The sequence below is a fragment of the Sphingomonas sp. NPDC092440 genome (assembly GCF_044754985.1).
GTDB lineage: Bacteria > Pseudomonadota > Alphaproteobacteria > Sphingomonadales > Sphingomonadaceae > Sphingomonas.
In genome coordinates this window covers 1-20,734 of sequence record NZ_JBIVQA010000013.1, presented here as the reverse complement: position 1 = coordinate 20,734, position 20,734 = coordinate 1, and the positions used below count along the sequence as shown (strand labels likewise).

General features: G+C 68.0%; 19 protein-coding genes. 9 read left to right on the top strand and 10 right to left on the bottom strand.

Features of this window, described 5'->3' with window-relative positions:
• The first annotated feature begins 191 nt into the window (after positions 1–191).
• The 4 genes from ACIQCS_RS18935 to ACIQCS_RS18920 all read left to right on the top strand — a co-directional run bounded on the left by ACIQCS_RS18935 (position 192) and on the right by ACIQCS_RS18920 (position 4,737).
• Positions 192–2,447 (top strand): NADP-dependent malic enzyme, encoded by a 2,256-nt coding sequence (locus ACIQCS_RS18935; RefSeq protein WP_086130602.1) that lies wholly within the window; start codon positions 192–194, stop codon positions 2,445–2,447.
• Between the two features lie 77 nt (positions 2,448–2,524).
• Entirely contained in the window at positions 2,525–2,899 is a 375-nt protein-coding gene (locus tag ACIQCS_RS18930) for a BlaI/MecI/CopY family transcriptional regulator (protein WP_345848741.1), read from the top strand.
• Positions 2,896–4,350, top strand: a complete 1,455-nt coding sequence (locus ACIQCS_RS18925; RefSeq protein ID WP_345848739.1) for a M56 family metallopeptidase — start codon at positions 2,896–2,898, stop codon at positions 4,348–4,350. Before ACIQCS_RS18930 ends, ACIQCS_RS18925 begins: the two co-directional genes overlap by 4 nt.
• Positions 4,351–4,434: 84 nt before the next feature.
• Positions 4,435–4,737, top strand: coding sequence for a UrcA family protein (locus tag ACIQCS_RS18920; protein WP_345848738.1), 303 nt, complete (start codon positions 4,435–4,437; stop codon positions 4,735–4,737).
• Between the two features lie 85 nt (positions 4,738–4,822).
• On the opposite strand, the gene ACIQCS_RS18915 is transcribed toward ACIQCS_RS18920, so the two are convergent.
• Together ACIQCS_RS18915 and ACIQCS_RS18910 are read right to left on the bottom strand one after the other, a co-directional pair.
• The gene (locus tag ACIQCS_RS18915) at positions 4,823–5,611 is read right to left on the bottom strand and encodes an SDR family oxidoreductase (RefSeq protein ID WP_345848737.1); all 789 of its coding nucleotides are present in this window, start codon (positions 5,609–5,611) and stop codon (positions 4,823–4,825) included.
• Positions 5,612–5,742: 131 nt separating this feature from the next.
• On the bottom strand, positions 5,743–6,888 hold the full coding sequence (locus tag ACIQCS_RS18910; protein ID WP_345848736.1) for an acyl-CoA dehydrogenase family protein: 1,146 nt from the start codon (positions 6,886–6,888) through the stop codon (positions 5,743–5,745).
• A gap of 150 nt (positions 6,889–7,038) precedes the next feature.
• Between ACIQCS_RS18910 and ACIQCS_RS18905 the strand changes: the two genes are divergently transcribed.
• Positions 7,039–8,499: an MFS transporter gene (locus ACIQCS_RS18905; RefSeq protein WP_345848734.1), complete on the top strand. Its 1,461-nt coding sequence runs from the start codon at positions 7,039–7,041 to the stop codon at positions 8,497–8,499.
• A gap of 167 nt (positions 8,500–8,666) precedes the next feature.
• Here ACIQCS_RS18905 and ACIQCS_RS18900 read toward each other — a convergent pair whose 3' ends face one another.
• Entirely contained in the window at positions 8,667–8,819 is a 153-nt protein-coding gene (locus tag ACIQCS_RS18900) for a hypothetical protein (RefSeq protein WP_167299535.1), read from the bottom strand.
• A 24-nt stretch (positions 8,820–8,843) separates the two neighbouring features.
• Positions 8,844–10,130, bottom strand: coding sequence for an isocitrate lyase (aceA, locus tag ACIQCS_RS18895; protein ID WP_280279948.1), 1,287 nt, complete (start codon positions 10,128–10,130; stop codon positions 8,844–8,846).
• A gap of 302 nt (positions 10,131–10,432) precedes the next feature.
• Here aceA and ACIQCS_RS18890 point away from each other — a divergent pair, with 302 nt between their 5' ends.
• On the top strand, positions 10,433–11,809 hold the full coding sequence (locus tag ACIQCS_RS18890; RefSeq protein WP_345848731.1) for a short-chain fatty acyl-CoA regulator family protein: 1,377 nt from the start codon (positions 10,433–10,435) through the stop codon (positions 11,807–11,809).
• A 46-nt stretch (positions 11,810–11,855) separates the two neighbouring features.
• Positions 11,856–12,179, top strand: coding sequence for a hypothetical protein (locus ACIQCS_RS18885; protein ID WP_345848730.1), 324 nt, complete (start codon positions 11,856–11,858; stop codon positions 12,177–12,179).
• A gap of 20 nt (positions 12,180–12,199) precedes the next feature.
• Here ACIQCS_RS18885 and ACIQCS_RS18880 read toward each other — a convergent pair whose 3' ends face one another.
• The 5 genes from ACIQCS_RS18880 to ACIQCS_RS18860 form a co-directional block, all read right to left on the bottom strand.
• On the bottom strand, positions 12,200–12,688 hold the full coding sequence (locus tag ACIQCS_RS18880; protein WP_345848727.1) for an SRPBCC domain-containing protein: 489 nt from the start codon (positions 12,686–12,688) through the stop codon (positions 12,200–12,202).
• Complete coding sequence (locus ACIQCS_RS18875) at positions 12,669–13,034, bottom strand: helix-turn-helix transcriptional regulator (RefSeq protein ID WP_294053228.1); 366 nt, start codon at positions 13,032–13,034, stop codon at positions 12,669–12,671. The genes ACIQCS_RS18880 and ACIQCS_RS18875 overlap by 20 nt, the downstream gene beginning before the upstream one ends.
• 83 nt (positions 13,035–13,117) lie before the next feature.
• Complete coding sequence (locus ACIQCS_RS18870) at positions 13,118–14,131, bottom strand: inorganic phosphate transporter (RefSeq protein WP_275915661.1); 1,014 nt, start codon at positions 14,129–14,131, stop codon at positions 13,118–13,120.
• A gap of 9 nt (positions 14,132–14,140) precedes the next feature.
• Entirely contained in the window at positions 14,141–15,259 is a 1,119-nt protein-coding gene (locus ACIQCS_RS18865; RefSeq protein ID WP_280280023.1) for a DUF47 family protein, read from the bottom strand.
• Positions 15,260–15,347: 88 nt separating this feature from the next.
• Positions 15,348–16,034 (bottom strand): YafY family protein, encoded by a 687-nt coding sequence (locus ACIQCS_RS18860; RefSeq protein WP_345848725.1) that lies wholly within the window; start codon positions 16,032–16,034, stop codon positions 15,348–15,350.
• A gap of 110 nt (positions 16,035–16,144) precedes the next feature.
• Between ACIQCS_RS18860 and ACIQCS_RS18855 the strand changes: the two genes are divergently transcribed.
• The gene (locus ACIQCS_RS18855) at positions 16,145–16,552 is read left to right on the top strand and encodes a GFA family protein (RefSeq protein ID WP_086130612.1); all 408 of its coding nucleotides are present in this window, start codon (positions 16,145–16,147) and stop codon (positions 16,550–16,552) included.
• 257 nt (positions 16,553–16,809) lie between these two features.
• Here ACIQCS_RS18855 and ACIQCS_RS18850 read toward each other — a convergent pair whose 3' ends face one another.
• Complete coding sequence (locus tag ACIQCS_RS18850) at positions 16,810–19,185, bottom strand: TonB-dependent receptor domain-containing protein (protein WP_345848723.1); 2,376 nt, start codon at positions 19,183–19,185, stop codon at positions 16,810–16,812.
• A 173-nt stretch (positions 19,186–19,358) separates the two neighbouring features.
• Here ACIQCS_RS18850 and ACIQCS_RS18845 point away from each other — a divergent pair, with 173 nt between their 5' ends.
• Positions 19,359–20,504 carry a serine hydrolase domain-containing protein gene (locus ACIQCS_RS18845; RefSeq protein ID WP_345848722.1) on the top strand — a complete coding sequence of 382 codons (1,146 nt, stop codon included), beginning with the start codon at positions 19,359–19,361 and terminating at the stop codon, positions 20,502–20,504.
• Positions 20,505–20,734 lie beyond the last annotated feature (230 nt).

Genomic DNA, 20,734 nt, shown 5'->3' with positions numbered 1-20,734 from the left:
AGCGGAACCCGGTATGCGATCAACACCCCGGCACGGCATTTTCCTGGGGAAAAGGCCGGTTGTGCGGATTTTCGCACATTCGGTCGCGTCGATCCGTGCCGATCCGTGGCGGATGCATGGGAATCCGTCGCATTCGGCACATTGCGGCGTCGGAACGGCCCCCCTAAAGGGGAGGCAATCTGGAGAGAAGAATGTCTGAGGAATCGAACGTCCAGTTTTCGGAGCGCGAGGCGCTGCTCTATCACTCCGAGGGCCGGCCGGGAAAAATCGAAGTCATCGCGTCCAAGCCGATGGCGACGCAGCGCGACCTGGCGCTGGCCTATTCGCCCGGCGTGGCCGTGCCCGTGCTGGCGATCGCCGAGAATCCGGCGGCCGCCTATGACTATACCGCCAAGGGCAACCTGGTCGCCGTGATCTCGAACGGCACGGCGATCCTGGGGCTCGGCAATCTCGGCGCGCTTGCGTCCAAGCCGGTGATGGAGGGCAAGGCCGTCCTCTTCAAGCGCTTCGCCGATGTCGATTCGATCGACCTCGAGGTGAAGACCGAGGATGTCGACGCCTTCATCAACTGTGTCGAGCTGCTCGAGCCGAGCTTCGGCGGCATCAACCTGGAAGACATCAAGTCCCCCGAATGCTTCGTGATCGAGCAGACGCTGCGGGAGCGGATGAACATTCCGGTGTTCCATGACGACCAGCACGGCACCGCGATCATCGCGGCCGCCGGCCTGATCAACGCGCTTCACCTGACGGGGCGGGACATCAAGGACACGCGCGTCGTGATGAACGGCGCCGGCGCGGCGGCGATCGCCTGTGCCGAGCTGATCAAGGCGATGGGCCTGCCGCACGGCAACCTGCTGATGCTCGACCGCACCGGCGTGATCTATCAGGGGCGCGAGGGCGTGAACCAGTGGCAGTCGGCCCATGCCGTCGCCACCGATCGCCGCACGCTGGCCGATGCGCTGGAGGGCGCGGACGTGTTCATGGGCCTCTCCGCCGCGGGGGCGCTGCCCGCCGAGCTGCTCAACCACATGGCGCTGAAGCCGATCATCTTCGCGATGGCCAACCCCGATCCGGAGATCACCCCGCCCGAGGCGCGCGCGGCGCGTCCGGACGCGATCATCGCGACGGGGCGTTCGGACTATCCGAACCAGGTCAACAACGTGCTGGGCTTCCCGTTCATCTTCCGCGGCGCGCTGGACGTGCGGGCGACGACGATCAACGATGCGATGAAGATCGCCGCGGCGACCGCGCTCGCCGAGCTGGCCCGCCAGCAGGTGCCCGAGGAAGTGGCGGCGGCGTACGGCGTGCAGCACAGCTTCGGCCCCGATTACATCATCCCCGCGCCGTTCGACCCGCGGCTGATGGAGCTGGTGCCCGCCGCCGTCGCCCAGGCGGCGATGGATTCGGGCGTGGCGACCAAGCCGATCACCGACATGGCGGCCTATCGCCAGCAGCTGCGCGCGCGCCTGAACCCGACCACTTCGGTGCTCAGCCTCGCCTATGAGGGCGCGCGGGCCAATCCGAAGCGCGTGATCTTCGCCGAGGCGGAAGAGGAAGTCGTGCTGCGCGCGGCGATCGCCTTCAAGGACGGCGGCTATGGCACGCCGGTGCTGGTGGGCCGCGAGAGCGTGCACGACCGGCTCAAGGCGCTCGGTGCCGATCCGGCCGAGTTCGAGCTGCACAACAGCGTCAACTCGCCGCTCGTCGAGCAGATGGTCGAGTTCCTCTACTGCCGCCTGCAGCGCCGCGGCTATCTGCGCCGCGACGCCGAGCGCATGGTCAACCGCGACCGCAACATCTTCGGCGCGCTGCTGCTCCAGCTCGGCCATGCCGACGCGATGATCACCGGCGTCACCCGCACCTGGGCCGAATCGATGCGCCAGGTGAAGCGCGTGATCGATCATGCCCCGGGCCGCACGCCCTTCGGCATGCACGTGCTGGTCGGCCAGTCGCACACGGTGTTCATCGCCGACACGACCGTGAACGAGCGGCCGAACGCCGAAGAGCTGGCGGACATCGCCGAGGGCGCGGCCGCCGTCGCGCGCCGCATGGGCCATGAGCCGCGCGTCGCCTTTCTCAGCTATTCGAACTTCGGCAATCCCGAGGGCCAGTGGCTCGACAATGTCCGCGGCGGCATCAAGGTGCTCGACGGGCGCGGGGTGGAGTTCGAATATGAAGGCGAGATGTCGCCCGACGTGGCGCTCAACAAGCGCCAGCTGGCGAACTATCCCTTCGCGCGCCTCTCCGGCCCGGCCAATGTGCTGATCATGCCGGGCCTGCAATCGGCCAATATCTCGGCCAAGCTGCTGCGCGAGCTGGGCGGTGATTCCACCATCGGCCCGATGCTGATCGGCATGGAGAAGCCGGTGCAGATCGCGCCGATGACCGCGACCGCCAGCGAACTGGTGACGCTGGCGGTGCTCGCGGCCGGCGGGATCGCACGCTGATCTAGGCCTGCACGACCTCTCTTGCCTGTTACATTTGTAGCATGCTACAAATGTAACGGGTCAGAGGAGGTTGAGTCGTGATCGAATCGCTGCCGCGCCGCGAGCGCGAGGTTTTCGAGGCATTGTGCAGCCTGGGTGAGGGCACGGCCATCGCCGTGCGCGGCGCGCTGGCCGACCCGCCGAGCGATTCGGCGGTGCGCACCTTGCTCGGCCGGCTCGAGGCCAAGGGGCTGATCGGCCACGGCACGCGCAACCAGGCCTATGTCTATCGGCCGGTGGTGCAGGCCGACTCGGTTGCCGAGACTGCGCTCCAGCGCCTGGTGCACACTTTCTTTCAGGGCTCGGCGGCGCGCGCCGCGACTGCGTTGCTCGGCATGGAGAAGGCGCTGACCCGCGCGGAAATCGACGAGCTCCAGCGCGCGATCGACGAAGCGCGGGGAGAAGCGGAATGATCCCGGACCTGCTGATCGAGCTGGGCTGGAAATCCGCGCTGGCCTGTGGCGTCGCGCTGCTCGCCGGCCAGGCATTGCGCGGCCGGCCCGCCGCGCAGCGGGTGGCGGTGCTGCGCGCCGGTGTGGCCGCGCTGCTGGTGCTGCCGCTGCTCGTGCTGGTGCTGCCGGCCGTCGAGATCGCGGTGCTGCCCGCGACCGGGCCGTCCGCCGCCTTGCCCGCCATGGATGGGATCGCCGCGCTGCCCGTTGCGACACCCGTCGCCGCCGGCGCCCCCGGGATCGACTGGATCGCCCTGGCCTATCTGGGAGGCGCCGCATTCGTGCTGCTGCGCCTCGCCGTCGGGCTTTTCCTGTTGCACCGCTGGACCCGCCATGCGGTGCCCACCTCCCATCCCGTGTGGAGGGAGGTGCTCGCACGGGCCGCCGAACCCTTGAGGCGGCCCGTGCGGCTACTCGTTTCGCCCCGCATTGGCTCGCCCCTCAGCCTGGGGATCGCGCCGGCGACGATATTGATCGGCCCGGACATCGAGCGCCGCCCCGATCGCGCCGCCGCGGTGATTGCGCACGAGATCGCGCATGTCCGCCGGCTCGACTGGCTGGCGATGCTCGCCGCGCGGCTGGCGCTGGCGCTGTTCTGGTGCAACCCGCTCGCCTGGCTGCTCGTCATCGAACTGGCCCGCCAGACCGAGCTGGCCGCCGATGAGGAAGCGTTGCGGCATGTCGGGCGTGCCGACTATGCGCAGACGCTGCTCGCGGTCGCCGGTGGCTGCGGGGCGCATGCGGCGTGCGGCATGGCGGTGTCGCAGGGTGCGATGGCGCGGCGGATTCGGCGCGTGCTCGATGCCGCTCCGCGCAAGCCGGCGAGCAGGCTCCTGTGCGCGGCGCTGATCGGCGGCATCCCGCTAGGGATTGCGCCGCTCGCCGCGATGCAGGTCGTCGAGCGGCCCCAGGCCTCTGCCGTGCCGGGAGAGGATCGTGCGGTGCCCCGGCCGGTGCTCGCCGTGCCGTCTCCCGAGGTGCGGGAGGAAGCGGTGCGGACGCCGGTGGCGCCAGCGCCGCGGTTATCCTCTCCTCGGCGCGACGAGTCGGTGCGCGTCACGGCCAAGGCCAAGGCCATGGCCCGGGTCGCATCGACGCCGCCCCCGTCCCGCGACGCGTCGCGCGCGGTGGAAGCGGAAGCGCGGATCAAGGCCCATGCGCTGATGCCCGCCATGGGCGAGAGCGGGTCGCCCGCCGGCACGGGCGCCCAACGCCGGGTCGCGCCGCCGACGGAACAGCGGCTCGCGGCCGTGCAGCGCCTGCGCAAGGCCGCGCTGGAATATCGCGACCGCGCCCATAATCGCGACCTGCCGCTCGATATCCGCCAGGGGTATCGCAACGTGGCGGCATCGCTGGCGGACGAGGCCGACCGGCTCGAGCGGCAGGCCAAGCAGATGGCGGGCGTCTACTAGCCCCCCAACCCGGCACCACTGAACCAGAGCGCGGCTTTCGCGCCACGGGGCCGGCTTGTCCGGCGACTTGAAGGGAGAATGACGATGCGTTCGATCCTGTTCCTGTCCGTTGCGCTGGTCGGCGCCTGTGCCTCGCACCCGCCCCTGCCGGCGAGCGAGCCGGCGCTGCGGGTCACCTATGGCGACCTGCAGCTGGACACCAGGGAGGGCCGCGCCGCCCTGCGGGAGCGTGTGGACGGCGCGGCGCACACCTATTGCCGCACCAACGACCGGGACGTCGCGCCCCAGCTGATCCGCAACAAGGCGGGATATTGCTTCGACATGGTGCGCCTCTCGCTGGTCGCCGAGATGCCGGCCGGGGTGCGGCGCGGCTATTACCGGCGCTAGGTCGGGAATTCATATTCTTGCTTCGTCGCCCCGGCCCTGCGCCGGGGCCTCGCTAGAAAATCAGATACTTGCCTGGGTTCTCAACCTAGCCGTCGATGCTCACGCCCAGCGACGCATTGACCAGCCCGCCATCGACCGTGATCGTGTCGCCCACGACATAATCGCCCGCCCGGCTGGCGAGGTAGATGGCGGCACCGGCCATGTCCTCGTCCACGCCGATCCGCCGGGCCGGGATCGCCCGGGCGACATCGCCGCCATGGTCACGCGCCGCCTTGTTCATGTCGCTGGCAAAGGCGCCGGGCGCGATCGAGGTGACGTTGACATGGTCGCGGACCAGCCGGGCGGCCATGCGCTTGGTCAGGTAGATCAGTGCCGACTTCGAGGCGTGGTAGCTATAGGTCTCCCACGGGTTCAGCCGCTGCCCGTCGATCGAAGTGATGTTGATGACCTTGGCCGGGCGCTCCGCCGATCCGCCGGCCTTGAGCAGGTCGAAGAGCGCCTGGGTCAGGAAGAAGGGCGATTTCACGTTCAGGTCCATCACCTTGTCCCAGCCCTTTTCCGGAAACCCCGCAAAGGGCTCGCCCCAGGCGGCGCCGGCATTGTTGACCAGGATGTCGAGCCGTTCCTCGCGCTCCGCCAGCGCGGCGGCGAGCGCCTTGCAGCCGGCGACGGTCGAGACGTCCATCGGCAGGGCGATGCAGTTCGGGCCGAGCGCGGCGGCGGTCTCCTCGCAGGCTTCGGCCTTGCGGGACGAGACATAGACCCTGGCGCCCTGGGCGACATAGCCCTCGGCGATCATCCGGCCGATGCCCCGCGAACCGCCGGTGACGAGGGCGATGCGGCCATCCAGGCGGAACAATGTCGTGGTGTCCATTCTATCCTCTCCAAAATTAGCTTCCCTCCCGCTTGCGGGAGGGGCTGGGGGAGGGGAGTGCTTCGAGCCTCACGGATGAGGTCGGGCTCTCCCCCGACCCCTCCCGCAAGCGGGAGGGGAGAAAGAAGGCATTACCCGCCCCGCTTCAGCGTCTCGCGGGCGATGATCAGCTGCTGGATCTGGCTGGTGCCTTCGTAGATGCGGAACAGCCGGACGTCGCGGTAGAGCCGCTCGATGCCGTAATCGGCGATATAGCCGGCGCCGCCGAAAATCTGCACGGCGCGGTCCGCCACGCGGCCGACCATCTCGCTGGCGAAATATTTCGCTGCCGCCGCCTCCATCGTGGTGTTCTGCCCGGCATCCTTGGCCGCGGCGGTCTCCAGCACCAGCGCCTTCGCCGCCAGCGCCTCGGTCTTCGAATCGGCCAGCATCGCCTGGATCAGCTGGTGCTCGGCGATCGGCTTGCCGAACTGCCTGCGCTCGCCGGCATAGGCGACGCAGTCGGCGATCAGCCGCTCGGCCACGCCGACACAGACCGCCGAGATATGCAGCCTGCCCCGGTCCAGCACCTGCATCGCGATGCGGAAGCCTTCGCCCTCGTCGCCCAGCCGGTTGGCGGCGGGGACGGGCGTGCCGTCGAACACCACGTCCGCCACCCGGGCGCCCTTCTGGCCCATCTTCTTCTCGGGTTCGCCGATGCTGACCCCGGGGAGGTCGCGCGGCACCAGGAAAGCGGAGACGCCGCGGCCACCCGGTTCGTCGCCGGTGCGCGCCATCACCGTGAACAGCTCGGCCTTGTCGGCGTTGGTGATGAAGCGCTTGGTGCCGCTGAGGCGATAGACGTCGCCGTCCCGGACTGCCCGGGTCTGCACCGCGCCGCTGTCGGAGCCGACATCGGGCTCGGTGAGCGCGAAGCTGGTGACGATCTCGCCGCTGGCGATGCGCGGCAGCCACCGGGCCTTCTGCTCCGCCGTCCCCGCCATCACCAGCCCCTGCGAGCCGATGCCGACATTGGTGCCGAAGCTGGAGCGGAAGGCCGGGGTGGTGCGGCCCAGCTCGATGGCGACCTTGCATTCCTCGAGCATCGTCAGGCCCAAGCCGCCATATTCCTCGGCGATCGACAGGCCGAACAGGCCGAGCGCCTTCATCTCGTCGATCACATCGGCGGGGATGGCGTCGGCAGCCTCCACCTCGGCCTCGAGCGGGCGCAGGCGGTCGCGCACGAAGCGGCGGACCGTATCGATCAGCGTGTCGAAAATTTCGGGGTCGAGCGCCATGGCCACGCGTTCCTCAGGTTCGAAGCCAAAGGCTATACCGACCATATGTCTCCGGGCAAGCCATACCCGATATTCCAATGGCTTGCGGTTGACCCCCGGGTTGCGGCACATAGGGTGCGCAGTAAAATGGGTCGAGAGGGAGCGCGGGGCATGGACGGCAATCAGGCGGCACTGCCCCCGGCCCGGCGAATCCGCACGCCGATCATGCTCGCTTACGGCTTCGGCACCGTGGCGTATGGCGTGAAGGATTTCTGCTTCTCGACCTTCCTGCTGTTCTTCTTCAACCAGGTCCTCGGGCTGCCGGCCGCCGAAGTGGGCTTCGCGATCATGTGCGCGCTGCTGCTCGATGCGGTGGCGGATCCGGCGATCGGCTTCCTTTCGGACCGGACGCGGAGCCGCTGGGGGCGGCGCCATCCCTGGATGTACGCTTCGGCCATTCCGATCGCGATCGGCTGGCTGCTGCTGTGGAACCCGCCGGCGCTCTCGCATGCCGGCATGCTCGGCTGGGTGTTCGCCATGTCGGTGCTCGTCCGCACCGCGGTGAGCGCCTATGAGGTGCCGAGCCAGGCGCTGACCCCGGAGCTCTCCGCCGACTATGAGGAGCGGACGCGGATCATGGCCTATCGCTTCCTGTTCGGCTGGGCCGGCGGGCTGGCGATGATGATCCTCGCCTATGCCTGGCTGCTCGGACCCTCGCCGGGCCATCCCAACGGCCAGCTGGTGCGGGAGAATTATCCGGGCTTCGCGCTGGTGAGCGCGCTGCTGATGGCGTTCGCGATCCTCGTCTCGGCGCTGGGCACGCACGGCGAGATCGCGCACCTGCCCCAGCCGGAGGAGCGCACGCGCCAGTCGCTCGGCGCCCATTTCGCCGAACTGGGCGAGACCGTGAAGAACCGCGCCTTCCTGATCCTGATGGCGGCCGGGCTCTGCTATTATTCGGCGCAGGGCGTCAGCTTCGCGCTGTCGAGCTATCTCTATGCCCATGTCTGGCGCTTCGAGAATCAGGACTTCACGATCATCGCCTTCTCGCTGCTGGTCGGCGCCTTCCTCGCCTTCCTCGTCGCGCCGCGGGCGTCGCGGCGGCTGGGCAAGCCCCGGGCGGCGATGGGGCTGATGGCGGCGGCGGCATTCTGGGTCGCCCTGCCCTACGCGCTGCGCCTGCTGGGCCTGTTCCCGGCACCGGGCACGCCCTGGCTGCTGCCGTCGCTGTTCGCCATCTATGCGCTCAACGTCACTTGCAGCATCTCGGCGACGATCCTGGGCGCCTCGATGATGGCCGATGTCGTCGAGCATTCGGAGATCGAGACCGGTCGGCGCAACGAAGGAGTATTCTTCGCCGGATCCTTCTTCATCCAGAAATGCTGCAGCGGGCTGGGCATCTGGGCGACGGGCCTGCTGCTCGAGCTGGTGCGTTTCCCCGCGGCGGCCCGGCCGGGCCAGGTGCCGGTGGCGACGGTGGACCGGCTGACCATTCTCTTCTTCGTCGTCTATGGCGTGCTCGCCCTGGCGGCGGCGGCGCTTTACCGCTTCTTCCCCTTCGGCAAGGCCGAGCATGAGGCGCGGGTCGCTGCGCTCGCCGTCCGCAATGCGGAAATGTCCGCCGGAAGCTGACCTTCCGACGGACATCCTTTCCTCCCCAGGAAAGTCGAGATCGGGCACGCGGTCCCTTATCCGTCATCCCCGCACAGGCGGGGATCCAGGGTTTCTGTGCCGTGCCGTTCTTGGCTCCGGATCCCCGCCTGCGCGGGGATGACGAGATAGGAGGAGGCGTCCACCCTTCAGGCCACGCGGCCCAGGCGGTGATAGAGATTGGCGTATTTCGTGGACTCGGGCGCGTCCTTCACCTTCTCGAGATGGGTGGCCACCGCCTCGCGGATGAGGCGGAAATCCTCGGTCGAGAAGACGGCGCGGCTGCGTTGGGGTTCGGTCATGGCAATCACTCCTTTCTCATGCTTTCAGGCGGCTTCGGTGGTGACGAACTGGGCGGTCTCGGTGCTCTCGGCGAGCGCGGTGGTGCTGCTGCTGCCGCCCGCCAGCGTGGTCGCGATCGCATCGAAATAGCCGGTGCCGACCTCGCGCTGGTGGCGGGTCGCGGTATAGCCATTGGCCTCGGCGGCGAACTCGGCCTGTTGCAGCTCCGAATAGGCCGCCATGCCGCGATCCTTGTAGCCCCGGGCCAGCTCGAACATGCCGTAGTTCAGCTGGTGGAAGCCGGCGAGCGTGACGAACTGGAACTTGTAGCCCATCGCGCCGATCTCGCGCTGGAAGCGGGCGATGTCGTCCTTGTCGAGATTCTTCTCCCAGTTGAAGCTGGGCGAGCAGTTGTACGCCAGCATCTTGTTCGGGAATTCCTTCCTGATCGCCTCGGCGAAGCGGCGGGCATCGTCCATGTTCGGCTTCGAGGTCTCCCACCACAGCAGGTCGGCATGCTCGGCAAAGGCCAGGCCGCGCTTGATGCAGTGATCGACGCCGGTGCCGTCCTTCAGCCGGAAAAAGCCCTCCGGCGTGCGCTCGCCGGTGAGGAACTCCCGGTCGCGCTCGTCGACGTCCGAAGTGATCAGGCGGGCGCTCTCGGCATCGGTGCGGGCGCAGATCACCGTCGGCACGCCGGCGACGTCCGCGGCCAGGCGCGCCGCGTCCAGGTTGCGGATGTGCGCCTGGGTCGGGATCAGCACCTTGCCGCCCAGGTGCCCGCACTTCTTTTCCGAGGCGAGCTGGTCTTCATAATGCACCCCGGCGGCGCCTGCGGCGATATAGGCCTTCATGATCTCGAAGCAGTTGAGCGGGCCGCCGAAGCCGGCCTCGGCGTCGGCGACGATCGGGGCGAACCAGTCGCGCTGGGCGCCGCCCTCCATATGCTCGATCTGGTCGGCGCGCTGGAGCGTGGCGTTGATCCGGCGGGCGAGCTCGGGCCCCGCATTGGCGGGATAGAGCGACTGGTCGGGATACATCTGGCCGGCGGTGTTGGCGTCGGCCGCGACCTGCCAGCCGGACAGATAGATCGCCTTCAGCCCGGCACGGACCATCTGCATTGCCTGGTTGCCCGAAAGCGCGCCGAGGGCGTTGATATAGTCTTCTTCCTGCAGCAGCTCCCACAGCTTGAGCGCGCCGCGGCGGGCGAGCGTGTGCTCGATGGGCAGCGAGCCGCGCAGCCGCTCGACATCCTCCGGCGTGTACGGACGCACGATGCCGTCGAACCGGCCGGTGGGGGCGGGGATCAGATCTTCGAAGCGCGTCGGCATTGTGTGTTCCTTGACTGGGTTGCTGAGCCTGTATGGGTATTTCTTGACTCCATTGGCAGTTGGCTTGCGCGTTCGTGAGGGTCGTGGTGTTGGTGTGCCTTTTCTTTGAGTTGAAAAGATGTAAATTATTTACAGAGTGATTTGACGTACTCGATATGAACATATCGAGAACATTGTTTGTAGGACAGCGCCCATCTTCTCGTCATCCCCGCACAGGCGGGGATCCGGGGTGGCAGCGCGATGTCCCCGTGTGACTCTGGGTCCCCGCCTGCGCGGGGATGACGGTGAAGGAGAGACGAGGCGTGGCCGAGCAGAAGCTCTTTGCGGGACATGCGGTGCGGCGCCTGCGCCGGCAGCTGCTGCTGACCCAGGCGGCGATGGCCGAGGCGCTGGGCGTGTCGGCGAGCTATCTCAACCTGGTCGAGCGCAACCAGCGGCCGGTCTCGGCCATGCTGATGTTGCGGCTTTCCGAAGTGTACGATTTCGATCCGCGCAAGCTGGCCGCGGCCGAGCCGGGCGGGGGGATGGAGGCGTTGCGGCGGCGGCTGGCCGATCCGCTGTTCGCCGATCTCGAGATCGACCGGCAGCAGATGGAGGAATGGCTGGCCGGCGCGCCCGGCGGCGCGGAGGCGTTCGCCCGCGCCTATGACCGGATCGGCGCCGGCGGGCCGGTGGCGGATGCGGGACCAGGCGATCCGGGCCGGCAGGTGCGCCGCGAGATCGAGCGCTGGCGCAACCATTTCGCCGATCTCGATGCAGTGGCCGAGGCGCTGGCCGACGCGCTGCGCCAGACCGCGGGCGATCCCTATGGCGCGATGGCCGAGCGGCTGCGGGTGAAGCATCAATTGTCGGTGCGCATCCTGCCCGCCGACGTGATGCCGGGGCTGCTCAAGCGGCTCGACCTCCATGCGCGCCAGGTGCAGCTCTCCGAGCTGCTCGACATGCCGGGCCGCACCTTCGCGCTGGCCGAGCGGCTTTCCCAGGAAGCACGGGGCGAGATCGAGGCGCTGGTGCGCGGCGCCGGGCTCGATCGCGCGGGGGAGCGGCTCTATCAGCGCCATCTGGTCGGCTATTTCGCGGCGGCGGTGATGATGCCCTATGGCCGCTTCCTGCGCGCCTGCGAGCAGACCGGCTATGACCTGGACGTGCTCCGCCGCCGCTTCGGCGCGAGCTTCGAGCAGGTGGCGCATCGGCTGACCACGCTGCAGCGCGTGGGTGCGCGGGGGCTGGCCTTCTTCCTGGTGCGGGTGGACCGGGCGGGGCAGGTCTCCAAGCGCTTCGCGGGGGCGAGCGGGTCGCCGCTGGTGGAGGGGCCGGGCCTGTGCCCGCTATGGAACCTGACCGAAGCGTTCGGCCGGGCCGACGAGACGCTGGGCCAGCTGGTCGAGACCGAGGACGGCGCGCGCTGGTTCACGCTGTCGCGGGCACGGACGCCCCAGGGCGCGCAGGGCGTGCGGGCGCGCTTCGCCCTGGGGATCGGGCTGGCGGCCGGCGAGGCGCGGTCGCTGTCGGCGGCGCGCGGCGTGGACCTGGCGGGCGAGGCGGTGCCGGTGGGGCTGGGCTGCCGCGCCTGCACCCGGCCGGACTGCGCGCAGCGCTCGGCGGCGCCGGCCGGACGCGCGGCGCTGGCCAATGAGCGCGAGAGCGGCGTCACGCCGTTCGGGTTCGTGGGGGATTAGGGGCGGATCGATGGTCGGCGGGCGCGTCCCATGGTAGCGCCAACCCATGGCAATGATCGGCACCTGCTATCTGGTATATGTGATGTCGCACGCGTTTCGCGAAGTCGCGGAGTGCTTCGTCGATCCTGACGATTACGGCGCGATCTACGCCGTAACTTCCAGCAGCCACACGCCGGAGATGACCAAGCCCTCCAGAGCCGAGTTGGATGCGGCGCATTGGGCGATGTTCCTGACCCTCGTGGATGAGCTCCCTCCGGAACTGAAAGCGCTGGCCGAAGCGCGCGGTTTCGACGCGTGCTGGAATGTCCATCGGCTGGATATCGAATCTGGCGAGGATATGGTCTCCGACGCTCTGGGCCTGCGCGGCTAGCGCCGGCAACAAGGGCGCCATCAGCCCTCCGCCAGTTCCCTCAGCAGCTCTTCCAGCTGCGCAAGCTGCTCGGGCATGCCTTCGGCGCCGCCAATGCCTTCGTCGAGCGCTTCCTTCGAAGGGTGGACCTCGCGGAAGGTCAGCAGGGTCTTGCCGTCCCGTTCCTCGAAGGTGACCGTGGAAATCGGGCCGTTGTCGCTTTCCTCATTGGTCCAGACGATGCGCTCGTTCGGGACGACTTCGATATATCTGCCGAAGAACGCCCAGACCCGACCGCCTTCCCCGTCGAACTCGATCCGGTAGCCGCCGCCGACGCGGACATCGAGTTCGCGGACGTGCATCGGCGCGCCGATCGACTTGGGCGCCCACCAGCGCTGGAACAGCTCGGGCGTGGTCCAGGCCCGATATACCAGGTGTGGCGGCGCATCGAAGATGCGGGTGACCTCGACTTCGGTGTCGGACTTGCGCGCTACCGTGGTGGCGCCGAAGTCACTGGCGTTCAGGCCCATCCATTCTCTCCTTGGCTTTGAGCTCCGCGATCACGTCGTCCAGCGCGTCGAAGCGGGCGTTCCAGCGCTGGTGGTAATTGGCGATCCAGCCGGCCTCCTCGGCCAGGCTCTGGGCGCCGAGCCGGCAGGTCCGCACTCGGCCGACCTTCTCGGTTACGACCAGCCCGGCGCGCTCGAGCACGCCGATATGCTTCTTCATGCCGGTCAGGGTCATGTGGAAACGCTCGGCGAGATCGGTGATCGACGCCTCGGCGCGCGCCAGCTGGTCGAGCACGCCGCGCCGGGTAGCGTCCGACAATGCGGCGAAGGAAGCATCGAGGCGGGCGGTAGCGGCATACTGAACCATATGGTTCAGTATTAGCGCGTGATGGCGTGCGGCACAAGTCCGGGGTGACGGTCAGGACTGGCGAGGGGGCTCCGGCCCCCGCCTCAGAACAATGTCGTCAGCAGGTAGAACAGCGCGCCCACTGCCGCCGAGGCGGGGATGGTGATCACCCAGGCGGCGATGACGTTGCCGGCGACACCCCAGCGGACGGCCGAGGCGCGGCGTGCCGTGCCCGCGCCGATCACCGCGCCGGTGATGGTGTGGGTGGTCGAGACCGGAATGCCCAGCGCCGAAGCGGTGAACAGCACGATCGAGCCCGCCAGCGAGGCGCTGAACCCCTGGTGCTGCGAGAGCTTGGTGATGCGCGAGCCCATCGTCTCGATGATCTTCCAGCCGCCGCTGAGCGTGCCGAGCGCGATCGCGATGTAGCAGGCGATCGCCACCCAGTGCGGCACCTCGAACTTCCCGTGCAGATAGCCGGTGGAATAGAGGAGCACGGTGATGATCCCCATCGTCTTCTGCGCGTCGTTGAGGCCGTGGCTGAGCGAATAGGCACCCGAGGAGACGAGGTGCAGCATGCGGAAGCTGCGCTCGGCGGTGCGCGAGCTGGCGCGCATGAACAGCCAGGAAGTGACCAGCATCACCAGCATCGCCAGGATCATGCCGATCGTCGGCGAGAGGACGATGGCGATCAGCGTCTTGTTGAGGCCGGTCCATTTGACGCCGGTGAGCCCGGCATGCGCCACGCCCGATCCGATCATCCCGCCGACCAGCGCATGGCTGGACGAGGAGGGGATGCCCTTGAGCCAGGTCACCACGTTCCAGAACATCGCGCCGATCAGCGCGCCGAACACCACCGCCGGGGTGATCAGGTTCTTGTCGATCAGCCCCTGGCCGATCGTGTCCGCCACCTTGTGCAGGCTGGGGAAGGCGATCGTCAGGAAATAGGCGGCGAAGTTGAACGCCGCGGCAAAGGCCACGGCATGGACCGGCTTCAGCAGCCGGGTGGCGACGACGGTGGCGATCGAGTTCGCCGCGTCGTGCAGGCCGTTCAGGAAGTCGAACGCCAGCGCGACGAGGATCAGGCCGACCAGCAGGGGAAAGGCGAGCTCGTACATCGGGCGGCGTCAGGAATGGTCGATCACGATGCCGTCGATCTCGTTCGCGACATCCTCGAACGCGTCGACGATCCGCTCGAGATGCTTGAACAGCTCGCGATGGACGGCGAAGCCCAGCGGGTCGCCGGGGCCGAGCTCCTTGAAGGCGCGCTTGAGGCCGGCGGCGTGGATCTCGTCGGCATGGCTCTCCATGCGCACCAGCCGCTCGGTCAGTTCGTGCAGGCGCGGGCCGTTGCGGGCGACGTCGCGCAGCAGCGGCATCGCCTCCATGGTGAGGCGGGCGGCATCGACGATGATCGCCGCCATGTCCTTCATCTCCTGGTCGAAGACGGTGACCTCGTAGAGGTCGATCGCCTGCACCGCCGCCTGCATCTCGTCGATCGCATCGTCCATCGCGCCGATCAGCGAAGTGATCGCGCCGCGATCGAAGGGGGTGAGGAAGGTCTCGCGGACCGTGCGCAGCATCTCGCGAATGATCTCGTCGGCATCATGCTCGCGCTCGATCACTTCGCGGATATGGTCGCGATTGCCGTCCGCAAGCAGCCGCGCGAGCGCGTCGGCACCGGCAACGATGGTGAGCGCGTGCTGCTCGAACATCTCGAAGAAATTGCCGGTCTTGGGGAGCAGGCGCTGGAACCAGGCGAACATGTGATGCACTTTCGATTTGCGGGCGACGGCGGTGAGCAGGCCGTTGCGCTGCGCCGCCGCCCTGAACTCGGCCGGGCCGAACGATCGGATGAGGTCGCTGAGATCGGGCTCGTCCACGGCGGCCGCGGCTTCGGCGAGGCTGAACCAGCGGCGCTCGCGCTGGCCCTGCTCCTTCCAGGCGACCAGCTCCTGGCTGACCGAGAGGGGGAAGACGTCGACGTCGATCATCAGCGAGGCGCCGTTGCCGCGCTTCTTGCGGTAGCGATAGGAGCCCAGCGGCAGCGGGCAGACCGGGCCGCGCACGCCGGCTTCCTCTTCCGCCTCGATCGCCGCGGCGGTGTGGGCGGGCATGCCGGCTTCGGGATTGCCCTTGGGAATCACCCAGCGCCCGCTCTCGCGCGACGTGACCAGCAGCACGCGCACCGGCGCATCGACGGCATTGCCTTCGGTGCGATAGGGCAGGGCGGCGATCTGGCGGATGGCGCGGACTCCGGGGCGCCGGGATGGCGGGTGCCGCGTTTGTTACAATTTGGTGTCAGGCGCAAGCCTCAGCCGCCCTCGGCTCCCCTCAGCCGCGCGTGCGAATCTCCTTGAGCCAGCGGGCCCGCAGCTGCGCGGGGCTGCCGGGGATCGCGGCGTCGAGGAATTCGGCGCCGGCGATGCGATCGAGGCGGAAGGTGCGGAAGCCGGCGCGCAGCTCGCACCAGGCGACAAGGACGCGAGTCGCGTCGCTATAGCCGATCATCAGCGGCCAGACCCGGCGCTGGGTCGCCCGGCCCTGCTCGTCGGCATAGTCGAGGTGCAGCTTGCGCCCGGTGCGGATCCAGGCGCGCAGCTGGGGAACGTCGATGCCGTCCCGCGGCCGGTCCCAGGCGGGCACGGCGCGCGCGGCGGGGTTGCCGAGGAACGGGCGCATCTCCTCGGGCAGCACGGCGGCGATCTTGGCGAGCAGGTCCTCGGCGGCGCGCGCCAGGCTCTCGTCGGCATGGCCCGCGACCCAGGTGGCGCCGAGCGCGACGGCATCGATCTCGTCGGTGGTGAGCATCAGCGGCGGCAGGTCGAACCCGCTTTCGAGGACATAGCCGACGCCGGCCTCGCCGCGGATCGGCACGCGCTGGCCGATCAGCGCGGCGATGTCGCGATAGACCGAGCGCTTCGACGTCTCGAGTTCCGCCGCGATTGCGTCGGCGGTCACCGGGCGCGGTGTGCGCCGGAGGATCTGGACGATCTGGAAGAGGCGATCTGCCTTGCGCATTTTGTTTTCCCTGGGCCGGCACCGCCATATCTACTGCCATGCTGCTGACACCATGCTGGCAGCAGCATGGCAGTAGGGCGAGTCCCGTGAGTTCAAACGGGAGCCAGGAAATGACGACGAAGACCTATCATGGCAGCTGCCACTGCGGTGCGGTGACCTTCGAGGCGGACATCGATCTCGCGGCGGGCACGGGCAAGTGCAACTGCACCTATTGCCGCAAGCGCCGCAACTGGGGCGCGCTGCTCAAGCCCGACCAGTTCCGGCTGCTCTCGGGCGAGGAGGCGCTGGGCGAATATCAGTTCGGCACCAAGAGCGGGCACCATCGCTTCTGCAAGACCTGCGGCATCGCACCGTTCGGCTCCGGCTATGTCGAGGAGATCGGCGGAGCCTTTGTCTCGGTGCAGGTGCTCTGCCTCGACGACGTGCCGCTCGAGGAACTGGAGGCGGCGCCGGTCAACTATGCCGACGGGCTGCACAATGCCTGGTGGCAGGAGCCGGCGGAGAAGGCGATCCTTTAGGTCCGGGCCGGAGACGAGCCCAATTCCCGTCATCCCGGCCTTGCGCCGGGGTCCCGCTATCTCGCCAGCGCAAGCAGCAGCGGGATCCCGGCGCAAGGCCGGGATGACGAAACAGGGATATGCGCCCCCAACCGAGGCTGGCCGCGGATGCGCTGTTTCGGGCCCTGGATCCCCGCCTTCGCGGGGATGACGAGGGAGAGAGAAAGAGCAAGGCCGGGGCGCGAACCCCGGCCTTTCTTCCTGCGCCGCGCGGCGGCTCAGAAGCCGGCGCTGAGCGTGACGAACGCCTGGCGCGGGGCCGAGGAGTGGAACACCAGCACCGTGCCCGTCGCATCGTCCGGCGCGAAGACACTGCTGTCGAAGTTCGAAGCGTAGCGCTTGTTGGTCAGGTTGGTGACGTTCAGCGCCAGCTTGAGGTCCTTCACATAGGCGAAGGAGCCATAGTCGTAGCTGATGCCCAGATCGAAGGTGGTGTAGCCGCCAAAGCTCTGGTCGTTGGTGTAGGTATAATAGCGGCGGCCGGTGTACTTGCCCTGCAGCGAGGCCGAGAGGCCGCCCTGCTTCACGGTCAGCACGCTGGCGAGCATCGTCTTCGGCGTATCGACCTGCTGCTTGCCCGCGGTGAGCTTGACCACGCAGGTGGTGGTGCACCAGTTGAGATTCTCGTCATAGGTCGACTTGTTGAACGAGGCCGAATTGTACCAGCTCAGCCACGGCACGGGCTTCCACAGCACGCCGAGCTCCGCGCCCTTGCTGGTGACGCTGCCGGCATTGTGGAAGCTGTTGCCGCAGCCCGGGTTCTGCTGCTGGTTGGTCGGGCAGGGATTATACTGGAGCAGGCGGTTGTCGAACTTGACGTAATAGCCGCTCAGCGCGACCTGCAGCGGGCCGCTGACATAGCGATAGCCGCCCTCGACGCTCTTCGACGTCTCCGGCTTCAGATACTTGCCCTGCGCGTCCCACACGGCCTGCGAGACCGACTGGGGACCGAGCTTGAAGCCGCCCTGGAACATGGCCATGTTCTCGGCATAGCTGGCGAACAGCTCATGGCCGGGCGCGACCTGCCAGTGCACGCCGACTTCCGGCAGGAAATTGTCCTTGGCCACCAGCGTGCCGCTGGCGAACTGGCTGGAGGCGGGCGGCGCCGCGACGGCGATGCCGCGGATCGCCCGGGCATCCGACTTGGAATAGGTGCTCTTGAAGCCGAAATCGATGCTCAGCGCGTCGTCGAACAGGCGCACCGTGTCCTGCACGTAGAACTGGTGCGTCTTCCAGTGCGTCTCCTGCACCCATTGCGAGGTGTTGGGCTGGCCGACCAGATACTGGGCCAGGCTGAACGGCCCGGTGACGTTGGTCCAGATGTAGCGCGCGGCGCTGCTGGTATTGTCCTCGACCCACAGGCCGGCCTGGAACTCGTTGAAGGCGACCTTCCAGTTGACGCTCGCCAGCACGCCGGTGCGGTCGATCGTGTAGCGCGTGTCGCGGATCTGGACCGGCACGTCGTCCGCCGTGGTCGTGGTGCCCTGGTTGGACAGGCCGGTGATGAAGTTGTTGCCGGCGCCTTTGTCGTTGTGATGATAGACCTGGGTGCGGACGCTGAGGTTCTTCGCCAGCTCGAACTCGCCGGCCAGGTAGAAGAGATTGTCGTTGCGCAGGATCTGGCCGTTGGTGAAGGTGACGTCGGCATTCTTCTGCGGCGCGGGCGCGGCGGCGCACTTGTACGGCGTGGTGGTCACCGTGCAGGCGGCGACGCCGACATAGGCCTGCCAGTTCGGCGCATAGCCGCCCCAGTCCCAGCCCAGGCGGTTCAGCATGTCCTTCGACAGATAGGCGTCGTCGGCCTGGTTGGTGCGCGAGAGATCGGCAAAGGCAGTGATCTTGATGCCGTCGGCCTTGTACTGGACCTTGGCGTTGAGCTGCTTGCCGGTGGACTTGTTATAGGCCGGCTGGTTCACGAACAGGTCCTGCTCGACATATTGGCCGGAGACATAGGCCGAGAAGCCGCCATGCTCGCCGGTGTCGAGGCGCACGAAGGTGCGCACGCTGTTCTCGCTGCCGACCGTCTGGCTGACGGCCAGCGCCGCGTCCTTGCCCGGATCGCGGCTCACATAGGTCAGCGCGCCGCCCAGGTTGCTGGTCGAGGGAATGGCGAGGCCGGCGATGCCGGTGGCGAGATCGGCGCGGCCGAGATTCTCGGAGATCAGCGCGCGGCTGATCGTGAGGCCGTTATAGTTGTTGTAGGCGCCGTCGCCGAGCGGCATGCCGTCCAGCGTGTAGCCGAGATGGGTGGTGTTGAAGCCGCGGACCTGGAGCGAGAGCGACTGCTCGTTGACGCCCAGCGCGTCGATCGACTGCGCCATCACGCCCGGCAGGAAGTTCAGCGCCTTCTGGACGCTGGTGCCCGGCGGCAGCAGGTCGAGATTCTGCGGCACCAGCGTCGAGACCGAGCGGGTCTGGCCGCTGCCGATGACGACGATCTCGTCGCCGCCATCGCCGTCATTGGCATCGACGACGGCGGCAGGGGCGGCGCTGTCCTGCGCATGCGCCATGGGCGCGAGCGTGACGAGGGCGGCCGAGGCCATCAGAAATGCATATGCGTGGCCGTGGCGCAGCCGGCGCGAAAAATCGGTCATGATCATTCCCATCCCAGCGGCCGGAGGGCCGCTCCCATGCGAGCCGCTAGGCAGGGTTCGCGTCGGTATCGTTACGAGTGTGCGTCGTTTCGGTGACGATCCACGAAGCTCGGTTTGTGTTGCCGATCGGCAACGATCGTGCAGGATGCGGCCGGGAACAGGGAGGTGGCGGGATGCGTCGTTCGGTGGGATATGGGCTGGCCGGCTTGCTGGTGCTGGCGGGCGTGGCGCCGGTATCGGCGGATACGCCGCCGGTGAATCTGGAGCCGGCGGTGCGCGCGGCGATGGCCGAGACCGGCGCCAGGGGCGTGGCGATCGCGCAGATCGTGGACGGCAAGATCGTCGCGGTGCGGACCTATGGCGCGCGCAACGCGAAGGGCGATCCGCTCACCGCCGACACCATCATGTACGGCGCGTCGCTGACCAAGGCGGTGTTCGGCTATCTGGTCACGCAGCTCGTAGCGGAAGGGAAGCTGGGCCTCGACAGGCCGGTCGCGGCGATGCTGGCGAAACCGCTGCCCGACTATGGCAATCTCGACGACTATGGACATTGGGGCGACCTGGCCGGCGACGAACGCTGGCGGCGGGTGACGCCGCGCCACGTGCTCAACCACGCGACCGGCTTTGCCAATTTCGCGTTCCTCGAGCCCGACGGGAAGCTGCGCTTCCACTTCGATCCGGGCAGCGGCTACGGCTATTCGGGCGAGGGCATCTCGCTGCTCCAGTTCGGTCTCGAGAAAGGGCTTGGGCTGGGCGTGGAGGCGGAGTTGCAGCGGCGCTTCTTCCGGCCGCTCGGCATGACCCGGACCAGCCTGATCTGGCAGGACGGCTTCGGCACCAACCTGGCGGACGGCTGGGACGCGCAGGGCAAGCCCGAGCCGCATGACGATCGCAGCCGGGTGCGCGCGGCGGGATCGATGGACACGACGATCCACGACCTGGCGATCATGACCGCGGCGATGGCGCGCGGCTATGGCCTGCCGAAGCGGTGGCGCGTCGAATTTGCCCGCGGCACCCAGGCGATTGCGAGCAAGACGCAGTTCCCGACGCTGAACAATCCGGCCGGGCCGGGCGAGGGGATCGATGCGAAGGCGGCGCTGGGCGTGATCGCCTTTACCGGGCCGCAGGGGCCGGGCTGGTTCAAGGGCGGCCATAACGACGTGACCGCCAATACGATGGTCTGCCTCGAGCGGGGCCGGCGCTGCGTGCTGATCCTGGGCAATGACGTGCGGATCGAGCGGGCCTTCCCGAAGCTGGTCCGCGCCGCGCTGGGCGAGACGGGCGTGCCGTATCGCTGGGAATATGGGTTCGGGGATTAGGTTGAAAACCCAAGCAAGTATCTGATTTTCCACCGTCATCCCGGCGCGGGCGGGGATCCCGCTGCTTCTTCCGTCAGCAAGGCAGCGGGACCCCGGCGCAAGGCCGGGGTGACGAAGGAGGAATATGAGTCCTCAACCTAGGTTGAGGACTCATTTAAGCCACGCGGTGATAAGGGCTACGAGAGCGATGGCAGCGAGGTAGTTTGTGGCATGCCGGTCGTATCTGGTAG

Excerpts from the sequence above, each read along its gene's own strand:
- ACIQCS_RS18935 (WP_086130602.1), top strand. The coding sequence starts at position 192 with ATGTCTGAGGAATCGAACGTCCAGTTTTCGGAGCGCGAGGCGCTGCTC.
- ACIQCS_RS18925 (WP_345848739.1), top strand. The coding sequence starts at position 2,896 with ATGATCCCGGACCTGCTGATCGAGCTGGGCTGGAAATCCGCGCTGGCC.
- ACIQCS_RS18920 (WP_345848738.1), top strand. The coding sequence starts at position 4,435 with ATGCGTTCGATCCTGTTCCTGTCCGTTGCGCTGGTCGGCGCCTGTGCC.
- ACIQCS_RS18915 (WP_345848737.1), bottom strand. The coding sequence starts at position 5,611 with ATGGACACCACGACATTGTTCCGCCTGGATGGCCGCATCGCCCTCGTC.
- ACIQCS_RS18910 (WP_345848736.1), bottom strand. The coding sequence starts at position 6,888 with ATGGCGCTCGACCCCGAAATTTTCGACACGCTGATCGATACGGTCCGC.
- ACIQCS_RS18905 (WP_345848734.1), top strand. The coding sequence starts at position 7,039 with ATGGACGGCAATCAGGCGGCACTGCCCCCGGCCCGGCGAATCCGCACG.
- ACIQCS_RS18900 (WP_167299535.1), bottom strand. The coding sequence starts at position 8,819 with ATGACCGAACCCCAACGCAGCCGCGCCGTCTTCTCGACCGAGGATTTC.
- aceA (WP_280279948.1), bottom strand. The coding sequence starts at position 10,130 with ATGCCGACGCGCTTCGAAGATCTGATCCCCGCCCCCACCGGCCGGTTC.
- ACIQCS_RS18885 (WP_345848730.1), top strand. The coding sequence starts at position 11,856 with ATGGCAATGATCGGCACCTGCTATCTGGTATATGTGATGTCGCACGCG.
- ACIQCS_RS18880 (WP_345848727.1), bottom strand. The coding sequence starts at position 12,688 with ATGGGCCTGAACGCCAGTGACTTCGGCGCCACCACGGTAGCGCGCAAG.
- ACIQCS_RS18875 (WP_294053228.1), bottom strand. The coding sequence starts at position 13,034 with ATGGTTCAGTATGCCGCTACCGCCCGCCTCGATGCTTCCTTCGCCGCA.
- ACIQCS_RS18870 (WP_275915661.1), bottom strand. The coding sequence starts at position 14,131 with ATGTACGAGCTCGCCTTTCCCCTGCTGGTCGGCCTGATCCTCGTCGCG.
- ACIQCS_RS18860 (WP_345848725.1), bottom strand. The coding sequence starts at position 16,034 with ATGCGCAAGGCAGATCGCCTCTTCCAGATCGTCCAGATCCTCCGGCGC.
- ACIQCS_RS18855 (WP_086130612.1), top strand. The coding sequence starts at position 16,145 with ATGACGACGAAGACCTATCATGGCAGCTGCCACTGCGGTGCGGTGACC.
- ACIQCS_RS18850 (WP_345848723.1), bottom strand. The coding sequence starts at position 19,185 with ATGACCGATTTTTCGCGCCGGCTGCGCCACGGCCACGCATATGCATTT.
- ACIQCS_RS18845 (WP_345848722.1), top strand. The coding sequence starts at position 19,359 with ATGCGTCGTTCGGTGGGATATGGGCTGGCCGGCTTGCTGGTGCTGGCG.